Below are 2,445 nucleotides of genomic sequence, written 5' to 3' on the forward strand. Positions count from 1 at the left end.
GAAGCTGTCCAAGATCTATGATTTTTGATATACTTCTAATAACTGGCTAACGTTTTAGACTTTGATCGGGTTCAGAATATAGTTGTTTAATTTCTGGATTTTGTTTTGCAAATGCTTTCAGTTGCTTTTGTGTTCGCTCACTAATTTCTTGGTGCACATCGTTTAACTGATTTTTTAATTGCGCTTTTTGTTGTGGACTAGTTGTTTGTTGAATTTGTTGTTGCAAGCCTTGATAGGACTTATTAAGATCATGGGCTGATAGCTTTTTTAGATCATGCTCAGGTTCTTTTGGGGCTTCTTGTAAGCCTAATTGTCTGGTTAACCCGTCGCTAAGCTCAATCACTTTGTTGCTCACTTGCTGGATCTCACTTAAAGCACTATGGATCACGGCTTTATCTTTAGCCCAGGTAGCCACATAACCGAGTGAATAGTTACTGGTATCAACGCCAATATTTTGCATGGCAACATATGCGACCGCTTCGGCCTGGGTTTCCTGATAGGCTCGTGGCCGATCTTTAAAGGCTGATTTTAATCCGTGTAGCTGGCTATGCGCATATTCATGATATAACGTCTTCAATTTTAAAGCATTATCGGGCTCATCGCCACCAATGACGATTTCATTACTGCTGGGTTGAAAATACCCCTTAGCCCCATTTAGCGTCTCTAAAGGCACTTCACTGACTTTAAGGTCGGTTTGCTGGTTTAAATAATCTTTGAACTCGTTATACAAGCTCGTTACATTCTGATGATCGGCTAAATTTTCTTTGACAAAATCCTTGGCACTTAACACTGGCTCACCGCTAGTTTGTGCCACATCAAAGACGGGTAGATAACGGTAACCGACAATGGCGCGTTCATCGGTGGTATCAAGACGCTTTTTCTCGGCTGGTGTTAACTTCTTAATAATCGGGGCCGCAATCCGAATCGCTTTTGCGCCTCGTTTGACGGTGCGGTTAAAAGCCGTCTGCCATTGCTTAAAGCCCGCGACTTGAGTGGCTTGCGGATTTTGCGCATAAATCAAATCAATGTTTCTGGCGCTATAATGATGAAATTTAGCCAGGGTATTAAGATACTGTTTAAATCGGTCACTGTCGGTTAATTTTAGGATTTGTTGTTCGGCTTGGGCGACTAATTGTGCTTTCCAGGCTTTAACGTCTGCTTTACTCGACATTGTCTACCCCTCCTCATCTTCAAAAATATCATTCAATATAGGGGCTACGTTGATTTGAATCGGGGTCGTGCCATAAAGGGCGATGTAGCCATCAGCTAATTTTTGCCAAGCCACTTGATAATAGGCTCCGTTACCAGTGATTTCTTTTAAATACTTGTAGGTTCCTTTAGCCTGTAAAACTGGTAATTCACTCCCAATGACTGCTAATTTATTATCCATTTTATGATCTCCTTTGCTTTGCTAATCTCACCCGTTGTTTGGGTTTACTTTTAGGGTTGTAAAAGTGAACCTAAATGACGGGTTCACCAACCGGAACGTAGTGCAGGGCGGTAGGCAGGTTCTAATCAAAATCAAAACTTAATTTATGGCCGTCAAGCTTTAACTTGGCGTCAAACGCCTTTCCCTTTTTGCTCTTGAAACCCTTTAGTTTGCTGGTTTCCCCTTTGGTGACCAGTGCTTTGATTGCGGTCTTCCCGAGGGTCTTACTGCTCCATTTCTTGGGCAGGGTAAAGTCTTCGCCCTGCTTAGGCTTTACAATATAAAACTTCTGTTTATTTAAAACGGTCGCTTGCGGTGTTTCTAAGAAGACCTCGGCGGACTTTTGTGCTTGCTGTTGGTGATTGATTTGTTGCTTAATGGCTGCATTGCCGGTTAATTGTGTGGGAACATCAGCGATTAACTTCGCCACAAACTTCTTGATTTGGCTCAAAAAATTATCCGGAGTGCGTTCTTCGGTACTGATTTGCTGTAACGCTTGCTCCCATTTAGCTGTCATTTCTGGACTAGTTAGCAAGGGTTCGAGTTCGACTGCTTTACATAAAGTGATTCCGGCTTCACTGACGTGCAACTTATTCTTTTCAGTAACTAAGTAGCCGCGTTTCTTTAACGCTTCCAGCACATTGGCCCGGGTCGCACTTGTCCCAATGCCTTGCACATCTTTAAGAATCGCTTGGGCTTCTTCATCATCAAGCGTTTTGCCGGCGGTCTTCATGGCCGTAATCAGGGTACCTTCGGTAAAGGGTACCGGTGGTGTCGTTTCTTTTTGCGGTGTTTGCAGATTTGCTTGGACTTGATCGCCTTGGTGAACGAGCGGTAAGGTTGCTGCTTCTTGCTGTTCGGCTTTGTGATCATCAAATAAAGCTTGCCAACCTTGCTTAGTTGGGACCTTACCGGTTGCTTTAAAATTGGCGTCACCAACTTGGGTAATAATGGTGGTTTCCTCGTACTCGTACGGATCAGCAAACATCGCTAACGTCGTCCTTAAAACCAGGTCA

At 43.4% G+C, this 2,445-nt stretch carries 3 protein-coding genes; all 3 read right to left on the reverse strand.

Annotated features, from left to right (window positions below; genetic code table 11):
* Window positions 1-46 precede the first annotated feature (46 nt).
* Window positions 47-1,171: an ArdC-like ssDNA-binding domain-containing protein gene (locus LKE01_RS11650; protein ID WP_056981148.1), complete on the reverse strand. Its 1,125-nt coding sequence runs from the start codon at window positions 1,169-1,171 to the stop codon at window positions 47-49.
* 3 nt (window positions 1,172-1,174) lie between these two features.
* Complete coding sequence (locus tag LKE01_RS11655; RefSeq protein ID WP_004466187.1) at window positions 1,175-1,390, reverse strand: hypothetical protein; 216 nt, start codon at window positions 1,388-1,390, stop codon at window positions 1,175-1,177.
* A gap of 121 nt (window positions 1,391-1,511) precedes the next feature.
* On the reverse strand, window positions 1,512-2,445 hold a 934-nt coding region (locus LKE01_RS11660), incomplete at its 5' end, for a type IA DNA topoisomerase (protein ID WP_186806021.1).

The organism is Lentilactobacillus kefiri, from assembly GCF_007989105.1.
GTDB lineage: Bacteria > Bacillota > Bacilli > Lactobacillales > Lactobacillaceae > Lentilactobacillus > Lentilactobacillus kefiri.